Origin of the sequence: Labrys neptuniae (genome assembly GCF_040797145.1) — a bacterium.
GTDB classification, from domain to species: Bacteria; Pseudomonadota; Alphaproteobacteria; order Rhizobiales; family Labraceae; genus Labrys; species Labrys neptuniae.
In genome coordinates this window covers 27928-49108 of sequence record NZ_JBFNQD010000029.1, presented here as the reverse complement: position 1 = coordinate 49108, position 21181 = coordinate 27928, and the positions used below count along the sequence as shown (strand labels likewise).

At 63.4% G+C, this 21181-nt stretch carries 21 protein-coding genes and 1 pseudogene; 9 read left to right on the top strand and 13 right to left on the bottom strand.

Annotated features, from left to right (window positions below; translation table 11 throughout):
- Positions 1-153, top strand: a pseudogene (locus ABXS05_RS33755) (purine permease); the annotation flags it as partial.
- Positions 154-210: 57 nt separating this feature from the next.
- Here the strand turns inward: ABXS05_RS33755 and ABXS05_RS33750 are convergent.
- The 5 genes from ABXS05_RS33750 to ABXS05_RS33730 all read right to left on the bottom strand — a co-directional run bounded on the left by ABXS05_RS33750 (position 211) and on the right by ABXS05_RS33730 (position 4607).
- Positions 211-1119: an aminoglycoside phosphotransferase family protein gene (locus ABXS05_RS33750; RefSeq protein ID WP_367626929.1), complete on the bottom strand. Its 909-nt coding sequence runs from the start codon at positions 1117-1119 to the stop codon at positions 211-213.
- 40 nt (positions 1120-1159) lie between these two features.
- Positions 1160-2356 carry an arsenite efflux MFS transporter ArsK gene (arsK, locus tag ABXS05_RS33745; RefSeq protein WP_311942988.1) on the bottom strand — a complete coding sequence of 399 codons (1197 nt, stop codon included), beginning with the start codon at positions 2354-2356 and terminating at the stop codon, positions 1160-1162.
- A 17-nt stretch (positions 2357-2373) separates the two neighbouring features.
- Positions 2374-2781: an arsenate reductase (glutaredoxin) gene (gene arsC, locus ABXS05_RS33740; protein ID WP_367626928.1), complete on the bottom strand. Its 408-nt coding sequence runs from the start codon at positions 2779-2781 to the stop codon at positions 2374-2376.
- A gap of 413 nt (positions 2782-3194) precedes the next feature.
- Entirely contained in the window at positions 3195-3683 is a 489-nt protein-coding gene (locus ABXS05_RS33735; RefSeq protein WP_367626927.1) for a heme-degrading domain-containing protein, read from the bottom strand.
- A gap of 153 nt (positions 3684-3836) precedes the next feature.
- Entirely contained in the window at positions 3837-4607 is a 771-nt protein-coding gene (locus ABXS05_RS33730; RefSeq protein WP_367626926.1) for a DUF899 domain-containing protein, read from the bottom strand.
- A gap of 335 nt (positions 4608-4942) precedes the next feature.
- On the opposite strand from ABXS05_RS33730, the gene ABXS05_RS33725 reads away from it, so the two are divergent.
- Entirely contained in the window at positions 4943-6397 is a 1455-nt protein-coding gene (locus ABXS05_RS33725) for a M20/M25/M40 family metallo-hydrolase (protein WP_367626925.1), read from the top strand.
- Positions 6398-6469: 72 nt separating this feature from the next.
- Here the strand turns inward: ABXS05_RS33725 and ABXS05_RS33720 are convergent, their stop codons facing one another.
- From ABXS05_RS33720 to ABXS05_RS33710, 3 genes are all read right to left on the bottom strand, one after another.
- The gene (locus ABXS05_RS33720) at positions 6470-7117 is read right to left on the bottom strand and encodes a cysteine hydrolase family protein (protein WP_367626924.1); all 648 of its coding nucleotides are present in this window, start codon (positions 7115-7117) and stop codon (positions 6470-6472) included.
- A 158-nt stretch (positions 7118-7275) separates the two neighbouring features.
- A complete protein-coding gene (locus ABXS05_RS33715) occupies positions 7276-8811 on the bottom strand; it encodes a BCCT family transporter (RefSeq protein ID WP_367626933.1) in 1536 nt (511 codons plus the stop codon).
- Positions 8812-9095: 284 nt separating this feature from the next.
- On the bottom strand, positions 9096-9452 hold the full coding sequence (locus tag ABXS05_RS33710; RefSeq protein ID WP_311943000.1) for a winged helix-turn-helix transcriptional regulator: 357 nt from the start codon (positions 9450-9452) through the stop codon (positions 9096-9098).
- 149 nt (positions 9453-9601) lie between these two features.
- On the opposite strand from ABXS05_RS33710, the gene ABXS05_RS33705 reads away from it, so the two are divergent.
- Together ABXS05_RS33705 and ABXS05_RS33700 are read left to right on the top strand one after the other, a co-directional pair.
- Positions 9602-10486, top strand: coding sequence for an NAD(P)-dependent oxidoreductase (locus ABXS05_RS33705; protein WP_367626923.1), 885 nt, complete (start codon positions 9602-9604; stop codon positions 10484-10486).
- Positions 10487-10620: 134 nt separating this feature from the next.
- A complete protein-coding gene (locus ABXS05_RS33700; RefSeq protein WP_367626922.1) occupies positions 10621-11247 on the top strand; it encodes a DsbA family protein in 627 nt (208 codons plus the stop codon).
- Between the two features lie 33 nt (positions 11248-11280).
- Here the strand turns inward: ABXS05_RS33700 and ABXS05_RS33695 are convergent, their stop codons facing one another.
- Genes ABXS05_RS33695 through ABXS05_RS33685 form a run of 3 tightly spaced genes read right to left on the bottom strand, consistent with a single transcriptional unit; the run spans position 11281 to position 13347 of the window.
- Positions 11281-12015, bottom strand: coding sequence for an SDR family oxidoreductase (locus ABXS05_RS33695; RefSeq protein WP_367626921.1), 735 nt, complete (start codon positions 12013-12015; stop codon positions 11281-11283).
- A gap of 42 nt (positions 12016-12057) precedes the next feature.
- Positions 12058-12912, bottom strand: a complete 855-nt coding sequence (locus tag ABXS05_RS33690) for an oxidoreductase (RefSeq protein ID WP_367626920.1) — start codon at positions 12910-12912, stop codon at positions 12058-12060.
- Between the two features lie 51 nt (positions 12913-12963).
- The gene (locus tag ABXS05_RS33685) at positions 12964-13347 is read right to left on the bottom strand and encodes an Atu4866 domain-containing protein (RefSeq protein WP_367626919.1); all 384 of its coding nucleotides are present in this window, start codon (positions 13345-13347) and stop codon (positions 12964-12966) included.
- Positions 13348-13479: 132 nt separating this feature from the next.
- Here ABXS05_RS33685 and ABXS05_RS33680 point away from each other — a divergent pair, with 132 nt between their 5' ends.
- From ABXS05_RS33680 to ABXS05_RS33670, 3 genes are all read left to right on the top strand, one after another.
- Complete coding sequence (locus ABXS05_RS33680) at positions 13480-14388, top strand: LysR family transcriptional regulator (RefSeq protein WP_367626918.1); 909 nt, start codon at positions 13480-13482, stop codon at positions 14386-14388.
- A gap of 160 nt (positions 14389-14548) precedes the next feature.
- A complete protein-coding gene (locus ABXS05_RS33675) occupies positions 14549-15433 on the top strand; it encodes a class I SAM-dependent methyltransferase (protein WP_367626917.1) in 885 nt (294 codons plus the stop codon).
- A gap of 6 nt (positions 15434-15439) precedes the next feature.
- A complete protein-coding gene (locus ABXS05_RS33670) occupies positions 15440-16477 on the top strand; it encodes a phytanoyl-CoA dioxygenase family protein (RefSeq protein WP_367626916.1) in 1038 nt (345 codons plus the stop codon).
- 65 nt (positions 16478-16542) lie between these two features.
- On the opposite strand, the gene ABXS05_RS33665 is transcribed toward ABXS05_RS33670, so the two are convergent.
- Positions 16543-17532 carry a DUF808 domain-containing protein gene (locus ABXS05_RS33665; RefSeq protein WP_367626915.1) on the bottom strand — a complete coding sequence of 330 codons (990 nt, stop codon included), beginning with the start codon at positions 17530-17532 and terminating at the stop codon, positions 16543-16545.
- 500 nt (positions 17533-18032) lie between these two features.
- A complete protein-coding gene (locus ABXS05_RS33660; RefSeq protein WP_367626914.1) occupies positions 18033-19034 on the bottom strand; it encodes a helix-turn-helix transcriptional regulator in 1002 nt (333 codons plus the stop codon).
- 359 nt (positions 19035-19393) lie between these two features.
- Here ABXS05_RS33660 and ABXS05_RS33655 point away from each other — a divergent pair, with 359 nt between their 5' ends.
- Both ABXS05_RS33655 and ABXS05_RS33650 read left to right on the top strand, forming a co-directional pair.
- Positions 19394-20176, top strand: a complete 783-nt coding sequence (locus tag ABXS05_RS33655) for a hypothetical protein (protein ID WP_367626913.1) — start codon at positions 19394-19396, stop codon at positions 20174-20176.
- A complete protein-coding gene (locus ABXS05_RS33650) occupies positions 20173-21051 on the top strand; it encodes an acid phosphatase (RefSeq protein ID WP_367626912.1) in 879 nt (292 codons plus the stop codon). Before ABXS05_RS33655 ends, ABXS05_RS33650 begins: the two co-directional genes overlap by 4 nt.
- Positions 21052-21181 lie beyond the last annotated feature (130 nt).

Here is a 21181-nt window from a genome sequence, read left to right as displayed (position 1 = left end):
TCCGACCAGCAATCGGTGTTCGTCGCCGGCATGGAGCGCACTCTGCGCTACCAGGACATCTCGATGCTGCATGAGGGTGACTATTTCCTCAACGGCAAGCTCTATGATGCCAATGGCAGCGAGGTGAAGGTCGAGGGACCGGGCCACCATTGACGTTGGAGAAAAGTGCCGCCCCTGGCCGCACGCGGGTCGGGGGCGGGGGCGGCCCCTTCAAGACGGCGCAGAAGCGCTTCCGGCATGCTCGTCCAGCACCGCAGCGATCACCTTCCTGGCTGACAGCTCGGTCGGCAGCGTACTGCCATGACCGCAGCAGATGAGCAGGGCCTTCCACAGGGCCCAGCCGCGGGCACGGGCCCAGATCGCCTCGTCAAATCCCGCCGCCGACAGTCTTGCCTTGAAAGCCGCACGGCTTTCGCCCCGCAGGAAGGTCCAGGCGATCACCAGGTCGCAGGCAGGATCGCCGACCGCGCTGCTGCCGAAATCGATCACGGCGCTCAGCCGTCCCTTGCGCAGCAGCAGGTTGCCGACGGCGATATCGCCATGCACCCAGACGGGCGGCGATTGCCATTGCGCCGCCAGTGCCGCCTCCCAGACCTGGCCCGCCGCAGCGGCATCGATCTCGCCCGCAAGTCGATCGAGGCAACGCCGCGTCTCGGCGTCGTAGACTGAGAGCGCCCCACCGCGATGAAAATTATCCGCCCCGGCGGCTGGCCCCTCGGCGGGCGCGCGCTGCAGGGCCAGCAGGAACTGCGCAAGATCGGCCGCAAATCCGACGGGATCGGTGAGTTGCTCGAACACCACCGGCTTGCCCTCGATCCAGCGCTGGACCGACCAGGGATAGGGATAGCCTTCCGCCGGGCGGCCGAGGGCAAGCGGGGCTGGGATCGGCAAGGGCAGATGCGGGGCCAGCGCGGGCAGAAAGCGCCATTCCTTCTCGACCTGCGGCACATAGGAGGCGGCGGTCGGCAGACGCACCTTCTTGTCCTCGCCGAGGCGGAAGGTGGAGTTGTCCCAGCCATTGCGCTCGACCGGCCGGACCGGCTGATCGGCCCAATCGGGAAACTGGCTGTCGACCAGGCGGCGCACCAGCCCGACCTCGATCGTCAAGCGGCCAGTCATGCAGCATCCTCCCATTCGAGCCGATTGCCGGCCCCAACCGTCAAGCGGCCCGCGCCGGCCCCACCAGGAAGCGGATCGCCAGGAAGGACAGTCCGCCGAGCCCGCCCAGCAGGGCCGTCACCGCCAGGGACAGGCCGGCGCCGATGGTGGTCAGCGCGAAGGCGAAGGCAAAGGGCGCCATCGCGGCCACGATCAGGCGGGCGGCCATCACCTTGCCCTGCAGCGTGCCATACCCTTCGCTGCCGAACAAAGCCAGCGGCAGGGTACCGATCACGATGCTGAACAGCCCGTTGCCCAGGCCGAACACCACCGCAAACACCATCGCGCCCGTGGTGGAGGGCGCCGTGAGGGCGAGCAGGGCGACGGAGGCCGGCATCAGCGTCGCCGCGATCAGCGCGAGGGCGATCGGCGGCAGATTGCGCCCGAACACCATGTTGACCAGGCGGCTGAGCACCTGGGACGGGCCGAACAGCGTGCCGACCACCGCCGCCGACGTTCCGAGCCCGAGGCCGGACAGCAGCGGGATCATGTGGACCAGGATGGCCGCAACCACTAGCGACAAGGCGGCAAAGCCGACGAGCATCAGCCGAAAGCCTGCCTTGCGCTGGGCGGGCGCGAGCAGGCCCGCCACCGCCGACTGCTGCCCGATGGCCGCACCACCCTGCTTCGACAACCCAAGCGAGAGCCAGACATACAGGGGAAAACAGACCGCCAGATTGAGCCCGGCGAAGACGAGATAGACGTCCTGCCAGCTCATGCGCTCATGCAAAGCGGTGGTAACAGGCCAGAACACAGTGGAGGCAAAGCCCGCGATCAAGGTGAGATAGGTGATGCTGCGCTGGGCAGCCCGCGGGCGGATCTGCACCAGCAAGGCGAAGGCAGCGCCGTAGAGCACCAGGTTGGAGGCTGTCTCCATCGCGATCAGCGCCGCCACGAAGGCCACGCCGCCCGGCGCCAGCGCACAGGCAGCCAATGATGCCGAAGCAGCCAGGGAACCGACCGCCATCACGCGGCCCGCTCCGATCGCATCGATCAGCCGACCGACCCAGGGCGCCGTGGCACCGCCGATCAGCAGCGCGGCCGAGAGCGCGCCGAACACCCATTCGGTGGTCCAGCCCAGGCCCTTCGCCATATCGGCGGCCAGGATGCTGAAACTGTAATAGAGCGTGCCATAGCCGATGATCTGGGTGACGCCTAGGGCGATGATGGCCGCGACGGGCGAGCGTTCCGCATGCATGTCTGGATCAGTCGCAATCAGGTCCGACGATAGGTCACGACTTCATCATCTTCCTTGATGAAGTGCTCGACCGGCCGGTCGAGCAGGTCGAGCACCGCCTCGGAAGGACGGCACAGGCGCGTACCATGTGCCGTCTCGACGATGGGCCGGTTGATCAGGATCGGATGCGCCAGCATGAAGTCGATGATCTGCTCGTCGCTCCATTTCGGGTCACCCAGGCCGAGCTCGGCATAGGGCGTGCCCTTCTCGCGCAGCAAGTCGCGCGGCTGCATCGCCATGGCGGCCAGCAGTGCGACGAGCTTGTCCCGCGAGGGTGGAGTGTCGAGATACTCGACGACCACCGGCTCCTCGCCCGACTGGCGGATCATGGCGAGGGTGTTGCGCGAAGTGCCGCAGGCCGGATTGTGATAGATAGTGACACTCATCGCGGGGGCTTTCGATCGGAACCGCGGAGCTGGCGCCAACGCTGCTCCGACAAAACACCCATCGCATGAGGGCGGCCAGCGGCTCAAGGCCCCTGCCCTGCGCCAAGGTGCCGCCGGAAGAAGTCGAGGAGCTCGGCGTTGAAGCCTCGATGGAAGGCAATCGATCGAAGCCTGCCCCATCCGCGCAGATCTCCGCCTCGCCGAAATCGGCGGCGGCCTTGGCAGACTCGGCGCTACAGGGCGCCAGGAAGGCTAAATGCCCGGCTTTGGCGGCGGCATGCATCTCCGGCAGGATGGCAAGATTGCGTGCCACCGTCTCGGCATCCTTCGGCGCCACGCCGTCGCCACCAACTCGGAAGCCCATAGTTGCACCGGAATGCCGACCGGCACCAGGCCTGCGGGCGGGAGGAGCGCTACAATGCCTTCTTGCCGAAGCGCTGCTCGAGGAAGCGGGTGATGATCTCCACCACCAGTTCATGGTCGGCCTGCTGGGGCAGGCCCGATATGGTGATGGCGCCGACCAGGCCGGTGCCCTCAACGATGATCGGAAAACTGCCGCCATGCGCGGCATATTCCTTGGGGTCGACCATGAAGCGATCGTGGAAGGAGGGGCCGCCCGGCAGCGTCGAATGGCCCATATAGAAGGAGGAATGTGCGAACCGGTAGACCACCGCCGATTTGCGGGCGATCCATTGGTCATTGTCGAGCGAAGTGCCGGCCAGGGCAGCATGGAAGAGCTGCTGGCGGTTGCGCGTAACATTGATCGCCACCGGCAAGGCGCGTTCGCGGGCAATGCCAAGCGCCAGCGTGCCCAGATCAATGGCAATCTCGTTGTCGAAGGCTGGAAAGGTGAGCACCGCCTCCTGGTGCAGCAGCTCGCTCAGCGTGATCTCGTTGGGCATGTCGGCCTCCTTGCCCGACGATCATGCGGGCGCCCGCCAGCCCTGGCAAGCCGGCAAGCGGGCTCCCACACAGGCAAGGCCTGCACCAGCGCGCCGATCTCGCTCCGTCACCGGATGGAATGGAGGCCACCCCGCCGGGAGCCATCGACTTTCTTATTTGCGGAAGCTTGCCTCGCCCACATCTGAGACCTCGACCCAGCGCCTGTCGGGTGCCGCGCCGGCGACATAGGCATCGTTCCAGTTCCACCATTTATAGGGCGGCGTCTGCGGATAGCCTTCGGGCGAATCCTCCCAGACCTCCTGGCGGCCGAGCGGTGTGATGTCGAGATAGTTCCAGGTGCCGCCCATCTGCTCGTCGCCGCGGCTGTTGACCAAATAGGTGCGGAAGATCCGCTCGCCGTCACGGTAGAACACATTGGTGCCGTGCCACTCGCCCACGCCGAAATCCCAGTCGAAATCGTCGAGCACGGTGTACCATGGCATGGTCCAGCCCATGCGCTGCTTCAGCCTGGCGATATCGCCCTGCGGCGCCCGCGAGAGGAAGACAAGCGTGGTGTCGCGGGCATTGAGATGGGAAAGATGGGCGACCTGGTCGGCCACCATCGAGCAGCCTCGGCAGGCATGGTCGGGCCAGCCGAATACGCCCGGCTCGAAGAAGGCGCGATAGGCGATGAGTTGGCTGCGGCCCTCGAACAGCTCGGCGAGACTTGCGCGCCCCTGCGGCCCCTCGAAGACATAGGCCTTCTCCACCGCCATCCAGGGCATGCGCCGGCGCTGGGCAGCCAGGGCATCGCGGGCGCGGGTGTGGGCCTTTTCCATCGCCAGCAGCCGCTCATGGGCCGCCTGCCATTCCTGCGGCGACACCACCGGCGGGGTGTGCATGCCCGTGGCTCCGTTCTGTCCATTTCCGGCTGGAGTGGTCATCGCAAATCTCCTCATCCGGGCGCCCACCGTACCGCATGCTTCAAGCGCATCGGCACGCGCCGCCCTTGGTTCTTTATCGGTGAGGAGAGAGTGCCACCGGGAGGCGGAGGGGTGGGAGTAACAAGTGTGGCGGCATTCGGAAGGAGCCCCGGTCGCAAGCGCAGACCCGAATTCCCGGCAACGGCTTGCATTGTTTCGGCCCGGTCAAGGACAGGCATGTTGTATCGATTTATCGCAGCTTGTCGTAGGAGGTTTTTCGGCTAGGGTAATCAACATAAAGCGCCCGGAAAGAGGAGCAATGTTCGTAAAAAAATAGAATACCAAGAGGAAAAGTTATGAAATTGGGTCCATCTATTCTTTCAAATTGCGCTGCGGCTTTGGGCGTCATCGCCCTTATAGGTTCAACCTCCCCTCTTGCGGTTCAGGAATCCGACAAGACCGTCGCGCTTCTTCAGCAGCTCCTGCGCTTCGACACATCCAACCCGCCGGGACGAACGCTGGAGGAAGTCACCTACCTCAAAAAGGTCTTCGACGATGCCGGCATCGAAAATGAAATCATCAAGACCCCCAAGGATGGGGTGGCTCACTTCATCGCGCGCCTGAAGGGCGATGGCAGCAAGAAGCCCGTGCTTCTGGCTGCGCATTCGGATGTGGTGCCGGTCGAACGGCACACCTGGAGCGTCGATCCGTTTGCCGGCGAAATCAAGGATGGCTACGTCCTGGGGCGGGGCGCCATGGACTTCAAGGGCGGACAGGCGGTGTTCGTCCAGGCGCTCCTCGATCTCAAGAAGAGCGGCGTCGCACTGTCGAGGGACGTGATCTTCCTGGCCGAGGCCGACGAAGAAGCCGGCGACTACGGCACCGACTGGCTGGCGAAAAATCACTGGGACAAGATCGATGCCGAATTCGTCTTGAACGAAGGCGGCTGGATCTTCCAGGACAAGCAAGGGGTCACCCGGCAGGTCAACATCACGACGCGTGACAAGATCTATGCAGGCCTCCGGCTCAAGGTGACGGGTACGCCCACCCACTCCTCGCGCCCGCAACCGGACAGCGCGGTCGGCAAACTGACCCGGGCCCTGGCGAAATTGTCGGTGTGGGACACCGAGCCCACCCTCACCGGCCAGACCAAGGCCTATTTCCAGGCCCTTGCCTCGAGCGCAACCGGGCAGATGAAGCGGGATCTCCAGACGCTGGCCTCGAGCAACCACCCTTCGGCGCTGAAGAAAGCCGGAAAACGCGTCTCCGCCACCGGCGATTATCCGCTGCTCTGGCATGCCCTGATGCGCAATACGGTGGCGACGACGATCATCAAGGCCGGGGTGAAGGAAAACGTCATTCCCGGCACGGCCGAAGCCTATGTGAATGTGCGCCTCGTGCCAGGCTCGACACCCTGGGACGTGCGAAGCCAGGTCGAGAAAGCCATCGCCGATCCGGATATCAAGATCAGCGTCGACTCCAGCCTTTCGGAAGACGATGCCAAGGCCTATTACAAGAAGCGCACGGAAGCCGAGGCATCCCCGACCGATACGCCCCTGTTCAAGGCTCTCGAAACGGCCGGCAAGAAGACCTGGCCCGAAGCCACCGTGGTTTCGGCCCTGTTCGAGGCCGGCACGGATGCTTCCGCCTGGCGGGACCGCGGCATACCGACCTATGGCATCTATCCCTACCCGCTGGACAATGAAACGCTGGAGCGCATGCACGGCAATGACGAGCGCATCGCCGTCAAATCCTTGAAGGAGGGTACGGCTTTCATCTACGACACGCTGGTCAGCGTGGCCGCGAAATGATCGCAGGCCGGCCTTCTAGCAAGTGGGAAGGCCGGTTTGGAATGCGGCGCTGGGCCTCCGGTGCCGCGAGCTTCACTCTGTTGCCCGACCCATCATCCCGATTAGCGTCCCGCTCTGCGTGAGAATGGCGTCGCCCATATAGGCAAGCGAGGTGAAGCTGCGCTCGGCCGCCTCCTTGTGACCGGTGCCACAGGCATCCTCGATGATGATGGGCACGAAGCCGAGATCGGCGCCGTGGCGGGCCGTCGGCTCGATGCCGATCTCGATGGCAACGCCCATGATGGCGAAGGCGGTGAGGCCGCAATCGCGCAGGATGGTGGCGAGCGGCGTGTCGGCAAAGGCCGAGAAGGTGATCTTGTCGAGGATGGCCTCGTCCTCCCGCGGCGCCAGTTCCGGCGTGATCTCGAAGCCGGGCGAGGAGCGCAGGAACCAAGGCTTCACCGCCGCGGGATCCTCGGTGCGCTGCCACGCCATGGCCTGGCGATATTGGAAGCGACCCATCAATTTGGGCGGCATCGACATGTGGCGCAGGAAGACGACGCGGTAGCCGCCGGCCCGCGCGGCCTGCAGCACGGCGGCATTGCGCGCGGTAATGGCGGCACCATCGGCGATCTGGCCGAGGATGCCCACCTGCATGTCATAGACGATGACGGCCATGCGGTCGGGCCGGCAGAGCTCCGCGAGGGAGCCATGGAGTTCGAGACCGAAGGGAGTCTTCATGGGGTTCGGCTCCTTGCGAGTGTGGCAGCCGGCCAGCGACGACCGGTGCCGTGACTGTCCCGCACCTTACGGCGGGCGCGCCCGCAAATCATCCCTCCCGCCCTTGCGAAAACGGGCGGATCCTGCCCACCCGTCCGCATCCCGGAAAATCGGCGAGCTTATTCGGCCGATTGTACTGCCTTGGCGTCATGCAGAACGCCATGTGTCTCCAACTCGTCCAGGAGCCCCTTCCACAGCGAGATGCACAGGCCGATCATCACCAGGAGGAAGGGAGCGGCGGCGATGATCGAGGCCGTCTGCAGGCCGGCGAGGCCGCCCATCACCAGGAGCACGCAGGCCGAGGCGCCGGCGAGCAGGCCCCAGAGCACCACGATGCCCGCCTGCGGATGCGGTGCGCCCCTGCTGGAAAGCATGCCCATCACCACCGAGGCGGCGTCCGCGCCGGAAACGAAGAAGATCGCCACCAGGAACATGGCGATGGTCGAGGTCACCGTCGCCATCGGATATTGGGCCAGCAGGGCGAACAGCGATACCGGCGCGCCCTGGTTCTTGACCGCCTCGACCAAGCCGCCGGCGCCCATCAGCTCCGAATGGAGGGCGGTTCCGCCCATGATGGTGAACCAGATGAAAGTAACGGCGCTGGGAATCAGCAAAACGCCGATCACGAATTCACGGATGGTGCGGCCGCGCGAGATGCGGGCGATGAACACGCCCACGAAGGGTGCCCAGGAGATCCACCAGGCCCAGTAGAAGATGGTCCAGTTGGCCAGCCACTTGCCGTCGCTGAAGGCGGCGGTGCGGAACGACATCGAAACGAGGTCGCTGAGATAATAGCCGAGCGATTCGATCAGCGTGTCGAAAATGAACACGGTGGGACCGAAGGCTGCCAGGAAGAGCAGCAGTACCACCGCGATCACCATATTCATGTTGCTGAGGAACTGGATGCCCTTGCCGACGCCGGACACCGCCGAGAGGATGAAGAGCACCGAGAGCACGGCGATGATGGTGAGGGCGATGGCGGCGGATTCGCCGGTGCCCCACAGATAGTTCATGCCGGAATTGATCTGCTGCGCGCCCAGGCCGAGCGAGGTCGCAGTACCGAACAGGGTGGCGATGATCGCCAGCACGTCGATGGTGCGGCCGATCGGCCCGTGCACCCTGTCGCCGATCAAAGGCTGGAAGGCGCTGGACATCAGCGTCGGCAGATCGCGGCGATAGCTGAAATAGGCGAGCGCCAGGCCGACAACGGCATAGATCGCCCAGGGATGCAGAGCCCAATGGAAATAGGCATATTGCATCGCGACGATCGCCGCTTCCTTCGACTGCGGCTGGGCGAGCCCATGCGGCGGCGCGCCGAAATGCGACACAGGTTCGGCCACGCCCCAGAACATCAGGCCGATGCCCATGCCGACGCTGAACATCATGCAGACCCAGGAGACCGTGGAGAATTCCGGCTTCTCGTCGTCATGGCCGAGCCTGATCCGGCCGAAGCGGCTGAAGGCCAGAAAGCCTGCGAAGACCAGGAAGAACGCCGTCGAGACGACGAAGCTCCAGCCAAAGGTATGGATGATGCCGTTGAGCGTCGCCGTGGCGACACTTGTCAGGCTGGCGGGGAAGAGCGTTCCCCATAATACGAAGCCTACGACAATAATAAGCGCCGGCCAGAAGACACCGGAATCCGATCCACGAAGCATTGTGCGCGACAAAACGATCGTTCCTCCCCCGTTGAAGCGGGCGCTTCATCGTTTGCCAGCCGGGATTTCGACGTTCGCGAGTCCCAATAGCCACGCCCCTACGTCATAGTGCCGCGATATACCTTTGCAATCCGCCCCAGTACCGACCTTCGGGGTTCCGAATCCGACCCCGGATCGCAAAAGCCGACGGACATGCGCGGCAATGGGCGGAGGCGGGCGCGCATCGGCTAGGCTTTCAGGATAGAAAGCCAGGCTCGTCATCGCGAGCCTGGCCAATCGAAGGATCAGGCTCGCAGCGACGGCACGGCGCAGGCAGCCGGCACCGGCTCGCTGAGGCCAAGCTGCTCGCCCCAGCGGCAAAGGGCAGCGCTGCTGGCGATGAGGCCGGCGCCGCGCTCGCTCAGGGAATAGACGACCTTGGCCGGCATCTGCTCATAGACCTTGCGGTGGATGAGGCTGTCGGCCTCCAATTCGCGCAGCTTTTGGGCCAGCATCTTCTCGCTGATCGCCGGAATGGCCCGGCGCAGCCGGCCGAAGCGGCGGGCGCCGGTGTGGAGCTCGCACAGGATGTCGAGCTTCCATTTGCCTTCGAGCATGCGGATCGCCGCCGCAAAGCCGCAATCATTCGCCATATCCGCCATGCCCCTCTCCTTCGCCAGCCCTTACCACCCCGTAACCACTTACGTGGGCGTGCGTATTGAGCGCCGCCACGCCAGCCCCATCTGCCCGAGGACGACGAGAGGCGCGGCAGGCATTCATCAGCCCGCGCCGGTGGATATGGAGTGTCGACATGAAGCTTGCAATCGCGGTGCTGGGAACGGGACGCATGGGATCGGCATTGGCGCGCGCCCTGCTGGGCGCCGGCCACGAGGTGACGGTGTGGAACCGCACCCCGGCCAAGACCGGGCCGCTTGCCGCCCTCGGCGCGGTCGTCGCGCCCTCCGTGGCCGAAGCCGTGGCGGCGGGGGCGGTCGTCATCGTGAATGTCAGCGATTATGACGCCACCGCCGCGCTGCTGCGCGAAGCAAGCGTCGCCCCGGCCCTCGACGGCAAGCTCGTGGTCGAACTCACCTCCGGCACGCCCCAGGGCGCACGCGAGGCGGGAGGCTGGGCCGCCGCGCAGGGCGCCGCCTATCCCGACGGCGCCATCATGGCGACGCCCGATTTCATCGGCACCGAGGCCGGCACCATCCTGTTCGCCGGCTCCAGCCAGGCCTTCGAGGCGAACAAGCCGGTATTCCTCGCCCTCGGCGGCAATGTCCAGCATGTCGGGGAGGATGCCGGCCTCGCCAATGCACTCGACAGCGCCCTGCTCGGCCTGATGTGGGGTGCGCTGTTCGGCACGCTGAACGCCATTGCCGTGTGCCAGGCCGAGGGGGTGGCGCTCGGCATGCTGGGCCGGCTCTGGCAGACCTTGGTGCCGGTAATCGACGGCCAGGTCGCCGACCTGATCAAGCGCAATGAGACCGGGCGCCTGGCCAGCGACGAGCAGAGCTTCGCCTCGATCGCCACCCATCACCACGCCTTCGAACATTTGCTGGTGGTGATGCAGGCCCGCAAGATCGACCTCGGCGTCGTCCTCGGCCAGGACAGCCTGTTCCGGCGGGCGCTCGCGGCCGGCCGGGGTGAGGACGATTTTGCCGCATTGTCGCGCTTCATGATCAAGCGAGATTGAGCGAAGCGTTCACGTGAATGCGATTCACCAGCCGGGAACTGTGATTTGCCGAAGAGGCTGGCGGCGTGAAGAGTGTCGTCGGGCTCGGCGAATCGGGCCGCTCGGGCTCTACAGCCCGCCAGCAAGGACATATCATGACATCTCGGCGCGCTCCGCTCCTGCTTCTCGGTGCCTTTCTCTTCTTCGTCAGCCTGGCCGGCTTCCTCGCGCCGTCCGGCTCCGCCCGCGCGGCCTCTGCCGATATCGACGTGAACGACATCATCACCGATCCTTCTTCCCCCGTGCTCGGCAATCTCAAGGGCAAGGTCACCATCATCGAGTTCACCGATTATCGCTGCCCCTATTGCCGGGTGATGCAGTCGCGCCTCGACGTCCTCCTGCGCGAAAACAAGGACATCCGGCTGGTGATCAAGGAATGGCCGATCTTCGGGGAAGCCTCGGTCTATGCCGCCAGGGTGGCGCTCGCCGCCAATTGGCAGGGCAAATATGGCGCGGTGCATGCCGCCCTCTTCGCCCTGCCGCGCACCATGGACAAGGACGCCGTGCGCGAGGCGGCCGGCAAGGCCGGCGTCGACCTCATCAGGCTCGACAGGGACCTTGCCGCGCGAGGCCCGGAGATCGCCGCCATGCTGGCCAGGAACGACGTCGCCGCCCGCCTGTTCCAGCTCCAGGGCACGCCCGGCTTCGTGATCGGCCATGATGTCTATTTCGGCGCACTCAGCCTGGAGCAGTTGCGGCGCTATGTGAAGGCTGCAAAATAGCCAGGTTAAATAGCCGGCAAATGAAGAACTTCTTCAATGCGGGCTCGCCGTCGGCCGCACCACGATCTCGCTGACATCGACGTCATCGGGCTGGCCGATGGCATAGGCCAGCGCAGCGGCCACGGCCTCCGGGCTGATGGTAACGGCCCGGAACGCCTCCATCGCCTCCCGTGCTGTGGGATCGCCGATCGAGTCGGCAAGCTCGGAGGTGGTGGTGCCCGGCGAGATCACCGTGACACGGATGCGATCCGTCTCCTGGCGCAGCCCGTCCGAAATGGCGCGCACGGCGAATTTGGTGGCACAATAGACCGCGGCGGTGGGCGAGACATGATGGCCGCCGATCGAGGAGACATTGACGATCTGCCCGTTGCCCTGCTCCTCCATGATCGGCAGCGCCGCAGCGATGCCGTACAGCACGCCCTTGATGTTGACGTCGATCATGCGGTCCCATTCCGCCACGCGCAGCGCCGCCAGCGGGGAGAGCGGCATCACCCCGGCATTGTTGACCATCACGTCGAGCCGTCCGAAAGCCTGGCGCGCGAAACCGGCAAAGGCGACGACCTCGGCCTGCGACGTCACGTCGAGCGGGCGTACCCTCACCTCGCCGCCTGCGGCCGTGATCGCCGCAGCGAGGCTCTCCAGCCTGTCGGTGCGGCGCGCGCCGATCACCACGCGGGCACCCGCCGCCGCCAGCACCCTGGCGCTGGCTTCGCCGATGCCGCTGCTCGCGCCGGTGATGGCCACGACTTTTCCTGCAATTGCACTCATCTCATATGGTCCTTGTTGAGGTGTTCGCGCTGAGGCGCGGCATCAGGCCTTCGCCGGCTCGGGAAAATCGGCGCTCAGCGTGGTCTCGGCCCAGGTCTCGAAATTGAGGCTCAGCGCCTCCAGCCTTTGGCGGGCGATGCGCAAGGCCGGCGCCCCGAGCAGCAGGCGCAGCGGCGGTTCCGGCGCTTCGACCGCCTTGATGATGGCAAGCGCGGCGCGGGCGGGATCGCCGGGCTGCCGCCCGGAAACGGCGCGGGTCTGCTCGCGGCGCCTGCCGGCGGTCTCGGCATAATCGGCGATGACGGTGGGCGCCTCCACCATGGAGCGGCCAGCCCAATCGGTGCGGAAGGCCCCGGGCTCGACGATCGTCACCTTGATGCCGAGCGGCGCGACCTCCTGGGCAAGCGATTCCGACAGGGCTTCCACCGCGAATTTGGTGGCGTGGTAATAGCCGGTCGCCGCAAAGGCCACGAGGCCGCCCAGGGACGAGATATTGACGATATGCCCGCTCCGGCGCGCCCGCATGCCGGGCAAGATCCGCTTGGTGACGCCGATCAGCCCGAAGACATTGGTTTCGAACTGGGCCCGGATTGCCGTGTCCTCGCCCTCCTCGATCGCCGCCAGATAGCCATAGCCGGCATTGTTGACGGCGACGTCGATGCGCCCGAAGCGAGCCTCGGCCGCCGCCACGGCCTTCTCGACCGCGCCGGGATCCGTCACGTCGAGTTCGACGGCGAGAGCGCGCTCGCCATGCGCGGCGGCAGGTTCGGCCAGCGCTTCCAGCCGCCGCGCTGCCAGGACCGCCCGCCATCCTCTGGCGAGAACGGCCTGTGCCAATGCCTGGCCGAGGCCTGAGGAGGCCCCCGTGATGAACCAGACCGGTGTTTGCTTTGTCATGTCGGTATCCTCTCTTTCGGCCGGAGCGCAGAGTTCCAACTCGGCAGCCGCTCAGCGGCGCCGAAACACCATGCCGCCGTGATGCAGCGTGTCGCGGTCGACGAATTCGCCATCTGCGGTGAAGCCGGTGTCGTCCCAATAATCGATGTGCGCGCCGCGGACCTCGTAGCGGCCGCGATAGGCACTCCTGCGGCTGCCGCGCGCTTCGTCATAGCGCCCGTTCGCCAGCAATTCCTGCCGGATATGGCCGTCTTCCGTGACCCACATCCCCACATAAGGGTGTTCAGCCATGTTCATCTCGTCTCTCGTGATCTGTCCCGGGGCAGGAGACGGCGTATCCAAGGCCAGTGCCGGGCGCGCCCCTGCCAGCAGGGCCAGGACCACAGCACGGAGCGCATGCCCGGCGAGGCCGTCACCAAAACTGCGACGCGCCATGGCCATCCTCCTCGCGTCCGGTTCCCATTTCGCACGGGGCCGACCATCGGCCCCGCTGGAACGCACCCTAGACCGACGAATTGGCGCGATCGAGTTGCCAATCTGAAATGACTTGGTTAGATTATCTAACCAATGACCGATGTGTTCGAAGGCATGTCCACCTTTGCCGCCGTGGCGGAGGCCGGCAGTTTCCGCCTCGCCGCTGAGCGACTGGGCGTCACCCGCTCCGCCGTCAGCCAGGGCCTGCAGCGCCTGGAGGATCGCCTCGGCGTCGCGCTCGTGCAGCGCACCACGCGCAGCGTGCGCCTGACCGAGGCGGGCGAACAGTTCTATCGGACCGTCAGTCCGGCATTGTCAGAGGTGAAGACGGCGCTGCGGGCAGTTCAAGACGAACGTGGACGCCCAACCGGCACGCTCCGGATCAGTGTCTCCTCGATCGCCGAGACCTTCCTGTCCGGCGCCGCCCTGACGGGGTTCCTGCAGGCCCATCCCGGCATCCGTCTCGACCTCACGGTGACGGACGAGGAAGACGACATCGTGCAGGCCGGTTTCGATGCCGGGGTGCGACTGGGCGAGGTGATTGAACAGGATATGATCGCCATCCCCGTTTCGGGCGAACAGCGCCAATTGGCTGTGGCCTCGCCCGACTATCTTGCCCGCTGCGGCACCCCGCAGCATCCGCGCGACCTCCTGGCCCATGACTGCATCGGCTGGCGCGCCCGGCCGGACCTTGCTCCCTATCGCTGGGAGTTCACCGAGAACGGCCGGGACATCGAGATCGCCGTCGAGCCGAAGGTGACGACCAACGACATGGGCACCATGATCCGGCTGGCCCGCGCCGGTGCCGGCATCACCTTCGGCGTCTACGACACCTTCCGCAGCTATCTCGATCGCGGCGAGCTGCTGCCGCTGCTCGAGGCGTTCGGGCCACCCTTTGCCGGCTTCTATCTCTATTATCCACGCCGCCAGCGCCAGCCGGCGAAGCTGCGGGCGCTGGTCGATCATCTGCACAAATGGATGCGCCATGGCGGCGTGGCGTGAAATATAACGGGGAGATCGCCTTCTCGGCCATGCAAGTTGGCGAAACCGCATAACTCACTGAACCGACTGGATAAGCGACGTAAAATTTACTGCGGATATGATTGACAGCCAGACCCAAACGGACAACTTGGGAAGGAATGCTTCTATAGCGTAGGAAGAAATGGCCAATCCACTTCAGCAGATTTTTCGCCGTGTACGAGCGGCAAAATCGAAAGAAGATATCGAAGAATTCCATTTGACCGATGGATATGTTTTCTCCGAGCCTTCGCCGCAGAATGCAGTCGACTTGATCCCGGGATGGAATCACGCCTTCCCGTCGGAATTGGGCATCCAGGCGGGGCCGGCCCATATGCATGAGGACGGCAGGATCCATTGGGCCATCGAGCAATTCGGGCCCGTCGCAGGCCGGCGCATTCTCGAATTGGGTCCCCTGGAAGGGTCCCATTCGATGATGCTGGACAAGCACGGGCCGGAGGTCCTCGACGCGGTGGAAGCCAATAAGAAAGCGTTCCTGCGCTGTCTGATCGCCAAGGAGATCTTCGGTCTGCAACGCGCCCGTTTTCACCTTGGCGACTTCGTCAAATGGCTGGAGCGAAAGGACCCGCCCTACGACCTCATCGTGGCCTGCGGCGTCCTCTATCATATGGAAGAGCCGCTGCGATTGCTCGAACTGCTGGCAGCAAGGACCGACGCGATATATTTCTGGACGCATTATTTCGACGAAACAGCCATGCCACCCGAAGATCTCAGGCGGGTCCCGTTCAAATCGCAGAAGCCCCCCTATAAAGAGCTTTGCCACGAAGTCGCGTTTCACGGCAGGAATGTCAAATTGCACGAGCGCAGTTATTATGGCGCCTGGAAGAAATCGGCATATTGCGGCGGTCCGGTCAATCGACATTACTGGATGGAGAAGGAAGACCTTCTTGCAGTCCTCGGGGCTCTGGGGTTCGACGACCTGCGCATCGCCCATGACGATCCCCAGCACGTCAACGGTCCGTCATTTTCCGTCTTCGCCCGGCGAACGGTTCAGCAGGCTGAAAGGTAAGACAACGTGTTGGGGCTAGCGAATTTCATCCGTCGGGGCATCAAGACCAAGGCGAAGAAGAACGAGCGCCAAAAGGAAAGTCCCCTGGTGCTCGAGCGAAAATTCCGGGAAGCCTATATCGCGGAGAGGCCGGTCGATCTCGAAGCCGTCGAGGAGTTTCGCGGCGATGCTTTCCCCCTCAGCGGTCCGGCCTGCTGGCTCGACCGGCCCAACGCGCTGCTGGAGGTCGAACGTCGCCATGCCGCCGGCGAGCTCAGCGATGACGAAGCCGCGATGTGCAAGCAATGGATATTCGAGGGTTACTACATCGCGCCCGGCCTGATCGAAGCGGAACTCCTCGATCGCGTCTGGACGGCCTATGAAAAAGCGATCGCCGAGGGGACGATAATCGCCCCCGCCGAAAGCCGAGGCCCCGAGGATATCCATCCCGGCCGTACGCTTGACCCTCACATCCCGGTGCCAGTCCTGCGTGAGCTGCAGCAACACCCCAGGATATTGAGAATTTCCGATGTGCTGTTCGGGCGCAAGACCCTGCCGTTCCAGACCATCATGGGACATAAGGGCAGCTGGCAGAGCCCACATTCCGACACCATCCACATGACGACCTATCCGCTCGGCTATATGCTGGCCAGCTGGATCGCATTCGAGGATGTCGGCACCGATTGCGGGCCTCTGGAATATTATCCGCGCAGCCACAAGCTCGTACCTCCCCTGCTCAGCGGGGAACTCGGCATCCCGCCCCGAGCCTTCAAGGAAAATATGGGCGTCTACAGCTCACGCTACGAACCGACCATCCGGCATTACATCGATATGTTGGGCCTCGAGCCGAAATACTTCCTCGCCAAGGCCGGGGACGTCTTGTTCTGGCATGCCGACCTGCTGCATGGCGGCTCGCCCCGCAAGGATCTCAAGCTTTCCCGCAAGGCAATGGTCTGCCACTATTTCGCACAAGGCGCCTTCACCTATCACGACCTTTCCGGCAATGCCACGCGCCTGCACAAGAACGGGCTCTATGCCCCCCCGGCGATCGACGAGCACCTGTAACGCCCTCCGGCAGGACAATATCGGAAAGATCTGAAAGGTCGCGTGGACGGGATGTACCCTCGAGATCAGGCGCTGCGGGGCTTTGGCTTAAGCCGGCGCCAGATCGGCGTGACGACATAGCTGATCACTGGAATGGTCACCAATCCCACGCCAATGCCTGCCAGTCCGGAGCCCGCCGCCTGGACCAGCCATGATACCACTCCGCCGGCCGCCGGCAGGCTGTGTGCCGCCGCTTCGGCGGTCTCGTGGAGGAAGTGGCTGACAGCCCCCAAGCCATAAGCCTCGAAGCCATGCAGGATGATGCCGCCACCGACCCAGATCATCGCCGCGATGCCGATCAGGCCCAGCACCTTGAGGAAATGGGGCATGCCGACGACGAGAGCGCGACCCATTCCGCGCAGCAGCCGGCCCATTGGCGAAGGAGAAGTCGCCTTCGCCATCGCCACACCGAGATCATCGGCCTTCACGATAAGGGCAACCACGCCATAAACCGCGGCCGTGATCCCGATACCGACCACGGCCAGGATGACGGCCTGCGCCACGAAGCTACTGTCGGGAACGGAGCCGAGCGTGATGGCCATGATTTCGGCGGACAGGATGAAATCCGTCTTGATCGCGCTCGCGACTTTCTGGTCCTCGAAGGATTGCGCATTGGGATTGATCGAAGCGAGCTCCGCTTCATGCTGATGGGCTGCGTGCGGCACGACAAGTTCGTAGATCTTCTCCACGCCCTCATAGCAAAGATAGACTCCGCCAATCATCAGCAGGGGCGTGATCGCCTGCGGCGCAAACAGGCTGAGCGCAAGCGAGGCCGGCAACAGGATCAGAAGCTTGTTCTTGAGCGAGCCGGCGGCGATCTTGCCGATGATCGGCAACTCGCGCTTGGCTGCAAAGCCGGTGACGTAGCGCGGCGTGACGGCCGCATCGTCGATGACGACGCCGGCTGCCTTGGCACCTGCCTTGGCCGCCTGGCCTGCGATGTCGTCCAGCGAGGCGGCGGCAACTTTTGCCAAGGCCGCGACATCGTCGAGAAGGGCGATCAGGCCAACACTCATTGCACCCCCAATTCAGCTCCGTAGCAGTCAATACCGGACGGGGATGCCATGTTTCAAGTCCAAGAACGCCATTGTGTGCGCTTGCTCGCGCGTGCAGCATGGAAGGCCCTCTCCCGTGGCAGCCACTATTCAGGCCACAGGGCTGCGGCGGTCGTGTTTTGTGTTTTACAAGCAAAAACCCCGCGGGCCGAGGCACACGCGAGGTTTGTTGTGTATTGGGTTATATTTGGTTGCGGGGGGCTCGCAACCAAGTCTTACTCCATAACACGCCACAGCATTCGAAACCGCGATTTCCTCCGACAGACTACGATGTCCGAGATTGGCTGAACTGTTCAGTCCACAGATCCACGACTTGCCTTTTGCCCATATAATCTGACCTGTTTGACGCTAAGCCAGCTTGCGGCCAGATCATTGGACCTATCGCGACATGACGATCTCTTGACGGGATACGGGGAAGACTTGGCCTCGCTACCGGACCACCAAGTCAAGCCGAAGCCCGATTATTTTAGCCGCGATCGTTCCCGAAACTGACGTGGCGTTACGCCGGAAATTCGACGGAAGGCTCTGCTGAAATGCGCCGGATCCGTATAGCCGGACAAAAATGAAACGTCGATGATCTTGCAATCGGTATCACGCAAGAGCTTACTCGCATTCTCGAACCTAACCGTATCGAGTATATCTGAATATGTAAGACCGAGATGAGAAAGCTTGCGTTGAAAGGTACGCGTGCTGACGCCTGCCATCTCCGCAACATTGGCAAGGACCGGAATTCCCTGGTCGAGATAGGCCGGCAACATCAGCTTGAGGAGTTCAACGATATCATAAGCAGAAGGACCGTCCTCGGGATCGTCTGGCGGAAGGCCGAATTCGGTGGGACGACCGGAAAGACTGAGATACGAGATCGGCAGGGTGATCCAGGCGGCATGCTGGCCTGACAGGAACCGCACATTTGGCCAGGAAGCCTGCGTCGCCGGGCTCGGAGTGTAACGCGCTTCGAAGGCGATCGTTGGAGGCATCCAATCGGGCCCCGCGAATTGCCGGACGATATATATGGCGAAAATATTCTGGATCCATTGCGCGTGTTCCAGATGCAGGAATCCTTTCGTCCTGGCGAGCTTGCTGCAAATCCGCACGTGGTCGTCATCGTGCTCGATCCACATACTCAGGACCGTATCCTCTCGCGAGGCCCATCTGCAGGCGTGCCGCAACGCCACGAGCAGCGTCGGGGACTGTGCGATCAAGGTTCGGGTTTTTCCCCTCATGTGGGAATAGCGGATCCGCTGGGTGGCCAGAAAGCCGAAATCTTCGATACCCTGGCTTCTCTGCGCAGTTTCCGCGAAACGCAGCGTCGGGAGCAAGGGGATATAGAGATCGCTCTTGTCTTCCAGAGACGATGGCAGTTGGAATTTTTCCAGAAGCGAACTAGTCGGCGCACCAATATCGTCAAGAATTCCAGTGAAAGGCAGCAGAAACTGGCAGCGCGTCAAAGGGATGTTCGCCATCGGATCTCGCCGCAAGGTAGGTTGATACTTCCCATTAGACAGAATTTCGTGGGATTCGCTATCTATGTGAACGGTGAACATCTCCTCGAGCAAAACGCATCTCGATGCATCGACTCCTGTCGCTTGCTTCCAATCAAGAAATGCTTTGGCGATTGGCGCGAAATGGCAAGACCAGCGATCAGCCAATGTCCGAAATGGTCTGAACAAGGTCCATCCGTCGGACCGAAACGATCGGCCCGACTCGGGTGTCGGCTTGCGCCGATGATCCGCCTCCCGGAACGTCGGCCATGCCGTCCGTCCTGCGGCGATCCCTGCTCTCGGCAGCGTGTCGGCGACGGTAAAATTGCCAAGGGAAAATCGTGCGCTATCTCGCTATTGGGATGATTTCGGCATCCTTGCTAACGCCAGTTCGGGCATCCGATTTCTCACGGCCACCCTCGCCGCAACAGCCCCTCGTCGCATCGGGCCCCAGCTTTTTCATCACAAGCTATATCTGGGCGACCGCGATTAACGGAAAGAGTGCAACCTTCCCGCCGCTTCCTGCCGCCCCCATCAATTTGAGCTTCGGCGATGTGCTCAAAGATCTCAACGGCGCGATGATGGCCTCCCTGGAGATGCGTGTCGGCCGCTGGGGTTTTCTGGTCGATGGGCAGTTTTCCCAGGTCACCTCTGCGGGCGCGCTGCCAGGGCCCTTCTTTTCCTCGGTGAAACTGCGTTCCCAAACCACGACCGTCCAGGGCTCCGTCCTTTATCGCGTCTATGAGGGTCCTACCGTTTCACTGGATATGGGCGGCGGCGTGCGGTTCTGGAACCTGAACAACAAGCTGGAAATCCTTCCGGGCCTAGCCAATCTTCGCATCGATCATCGCGACTCGGAGATGTGGGCAGACCCCATCGTCGGCGCCCGCCTCGGGATCAAGCTCGGCGGCCCGTGGAGCCTGACGGTGGCAGGCGATATCGGCGGTTTCGACATCGGCTCGAGGCTGACCTGGCAGGCATTGGGCAGCGTCAACTACGCCTGGAGCGAGAGCTTGACGTTGAAAGCGGGCTACCGGGCGCTCCATGTCGATTGTCGCAATGGTGGCTTTTCATACGACGTGACGCAGCACGGACCGGCCGTGGCGGCAACATATCGTTTTTGAACGATCGATCCGTTATATCAATGACGTTGAAAGGAATGGAAATGTCTATGACTGGGAATGCGGTTCGGGCTGCAGGTGTTTCCGCACTTGCGCTGCTCGCGCTCTGCGGGCAGGCCTTGGCGCAATCGGGCGAGGCCCAGCCCAACATCACCGATCCGCATTTCAAGATCGCGCCAGGCTATCTGAAGAAAACCGACCTGCCGGACAGTCTGATCCTGCTGGGCCCGCCCCCCGAAAAGTATTCGGCAGCACTGGCCAGGGACGAAGAGGCGCGCAAAGCGACGATCTCCCTGCGCGGCACCGCCCGCTGGAAGCTCGCTTATACCGACGCCGATCTCGCTTTCCCGCAGGCAGCCGACAATTTTTCCTGCGCGATGGACATCAAGATCGATGAGAAGCAAACCCCTCGGCTCTATGCGATGATGCGGAAGATGCTGTCCGATCTCGGGCTGTCGACCTACGGCGTGAAGAACAAGTATAACCGCGTTCGCCCCTTCGTCGTTCACAACGAGGCGACATGCAGGGCGGATCAGGAAGCTATATTGCGGACAGACGGTTCCTATCCATCAGGTCATACGGCGGCCGGATGGGGTTGGGCCCTCGTCTTCGCGCAGATCAGTCCCGAACGTTCCAACGAATTGTTCAAGCGCGGCATCGCCTTCGGGCAGAGCCGCGTGATCTGCGACGCTCACTGGCAGAGCGATGTCGATGCGGGACGTATCATGGGAGCGGCGACCGTCGCGCGGTTGCAGACCAATGCAACCTTCCTTGCCGACCTCGAAGCGGCCAAAGCGGAAGTGGCAGCGGCGAAGGCCAAGCACGCTGTTCCGACAGCAGACTGTGCGGCCGAGGGAATTGCACTGTCCGGACAATAAGGCAATTCCGGCCGGGTGAGCCGCCTTCCTGCGCGTCCGTTCGACGCCAGAAGAGCATGAGCACGCAAGAATAGCGTGCTCATGCTGACGGAAGACCAGCGAATGACGGCTTCGATGAGCCGAACAGGCG

Bases quoted from the DNA above. Each gene is read 5' to 3' on its own strand.
- ABXS05_RS33750 (WP_367626929.1), bottom strand. From the start codon at position 1,119: ATGACTGGCCGCTTGACGATCGAGGTCGGGCTGGTGCGCCGCCTGGTC.
- arsK (WP_311942988.1), bottom strand. From the start codon at position 2,356: ATGCATGCGGAACGCTCGCCCGTCGCGGCCATCATCGCCCTAGGCGTC.
- arsC (WP_367626928.1), bottom strand. From the start codon at position 2,781: ATGAGTGTCACTATCTATCACAATCCGGCCTGCGGCACTTCGCGCAAC.
- ABXS05_RS33735 (WP_367626927.1), bottom strand. From the start codon at position 3,683: ATGCCCAACGAGATCACGCTGAGCGAGCTGCTGCACCAGGAGGCGGTG.
- ABXS05_RS33730 (WP_367626926.1), bottom strand. From the start codon at position 4,607: ATGACCACTCCAGCCGGAAATGGACAGAACGGAGCCACGGGCATGCAC.
- ABXS05_RS33725 (WP_367626925.1), top strand. From the start codon at position 4,943: ATGAAATTGGGTCCATCTATTCTTTCAAATTGCGCTGCGGCTTTGGGC.
- ABXS05_RS33720 (WP_367626924.1), bottom strand. From the start codon at position 7,117: ATGAAGACTCCCTTCGGTCTCGAACTCCATGGCTCCCTCGCGGAGCTC.
- ABXS05_RS33715 (WP_367626933.1), bottom strand. From the start codon at position 8,811: ATGCTTCGTGGATCGGATTCCGGTGTCTTCTGGCCGGCGCTTATTATT.
- ABXS05_RS33710 (WP_311943000.1), bottom strand. From the start codon at position 9,452: ATGGCGGATATGGCGAATGATTGCGGCTTTGCGGCGGCGATCCGCATG.
- ABXS05_RS33705 (WP_367626923.1), top strand. From the start codon at position 9,602: ATGAAGCTTGCAATCGCGGTGCTGGGAACGGGACGCATGGGATCGGCA.
- ABXS05_RS33700 (WP_367626922.1), top strand. From the start codon at position 10,621: ATGACATCTCGGCGCGCTCCGCTCCTGCTTCTCGGTGCCTTTCTCTTC.
- ABXS05_RS33695 (WP_367626921.1), bottom strand. From the start codon at position 12,015: ATGAGTGCAATTGCAGGAAAAGTCGTGGCCATCACCGGCGCGAGCAGC.
- ABXS05_RS33690 (WP_367626920.1), bottom strand. From the start codon at position 12,912: ATGACAAAGCAAACACCGGTCTGGTTCATCACGGGGGCCTCCTCAGGC.
- ABXS05_RS33685 (WP_367626919.1), bottom strand. From the start codon at position 13,347: ATGGCGCGTCGCAGTTTTGGTGACGGCCTCGCCGGGCATGCGCTCCGT.
- ABXS05_RS33680 (WP_367626918.1), top strand. From the start codon at position 13,480: ATGACCGATGTGTTCGAAGGCATGTCCACCTTTGCCGCCGTGGCGGAG.
- ABXS05_RS33675 (WP_367626917.1), top strand. From the start codon at position 14,549: ATGGCCAATCCACTTCAGCAGATTTTTCGCCGTGTACGAGCGGCAAAA.
- ABXS05_RS33665 (WP_367626915.1), bottom strand. From the start codon at position 17,532: ATGAGTGTTGGCCTGATCGCCCTTCTCGACGATGTCGCGGCCTTGGCA.
- ABXS05_RS33660 (WP_367626914.1), bottom strand. From the start codon at position 19,034: ATGGCGAACATCCCTTTGACGCGCTGCCAGTTTCTGCTGCCTTTCACT.